The organism is Acinetobacter sp. 228 (assembly GCF_048147885.1).
This window is the reverse complement of the sequence record NZ_JAYWYV010000657.1, coordinates 1-1,000: the sequence shown is the minus strand read 5'-3', so window position 1 is coordinate 1,000 and position 1,000 is coordinate 1. Positions and strand designations below refer to the sequence as shown.

General features: G+C 44.3%; 2 protein-coding genes. Both read right to left on the bottom strand.

Features of this window, described 5'->3' with window-relative positions:
* A partial coding sequence (locus tag VXQ92_RS21650) for a biotin-independent malonate decarboxylase subunit gamma (RefSeq protein WP_416683133.1) occupies positions 1–403 on the bottom strand: 403 nt, incomplete at its 3' end.
* On the bottom strand, positions 400–1,000 hold a 601-nt coding region (locus VXQ92_RS21645; RefSeq protein ID WP_416683132.1), incomplete at its 5' end, for a biotin-independent malonate decarboxylase subunit beta. The genes VXQ92_RS21645 and VXQ92_RS21650, both read right to left, overlap by 4 nt.

The window sequence follows — 1,000 nt, the reverse complement described above, 5'->3', positions numbered from 1 at the left end:
GACCTGCCAATCTGACTCTAGCATAGCTATCTACTGCACCCGCTAAAGCTTGATGAATGCCTAATAATTCTTCACGACGCCCATAGGCCTGACTTGGAACATCAACCAGACATAAAATAGCGCGTTTAGTTTCAGCCTGTGCATCGGCTTGGATCACATCATCGACTACTTTTGCCAAACTCCAGCCTTCTAATAATCCAACTTCTCCTTGTTTTGCCCGTGGGAACAGATTATTGGTATCTTGCACAACGGTAATCACGCGCACCACTTGCTGATCAATCTGACCATCAGCCACCCAAATCGAAGCTGGAAAACCTTCAACTGTCTTAAAACCCTGCGTAAGTGCTTTAAACCAATGTGCACCACGAGTAGATGCTTTTAATGTATCAACGGCGATATTCATGCTTGCTCTCCTTGATACAAAGCTTGAACTTGTGCTGGGGTAATCTGCTCAGCAGTATCAACTTGTTGTAGCTTTTCTAAATAGAATGAGTAATTTGAACTACGATGCTGATGAGGTACGCCTTGAGTTAAATAAGCGATGACTTGCTGACGAATTTTCTGGCGATCATCGTCTACATAAGCATCTGCCAAACCACTAGTGAAGCGCTGATTACCACCCGTAATACTCCATATAAATGGACGATCTTTAGCGTTATATTCTTGTACACCAGCTTCTTGTTCTATCACTTGTGGGCCATTTAGACCTAAACGTCCTTCTTGTGTCATTACAATATAGCTACATAGTCCAGCTGCAATTGACATACCGCCGAAGCACCCTACACTGCCTGCGACCACAGCAATTACGGGTTGATACTGCCGTAAGTTCACAATTGCAGCCTGAATTTCAGCAATTGCAGCCAAACCCAGATTTGCTTCTTGTAAGCGAACGCCACCTGTTTCCAACAATAAAATTGCAGCTGTTGGAATGCCTTTTAGATTGTCTTCAACCGCAAGTTCTAAGGCACCCGCAATTTTGGCACCGCCCACCTCACCTAAA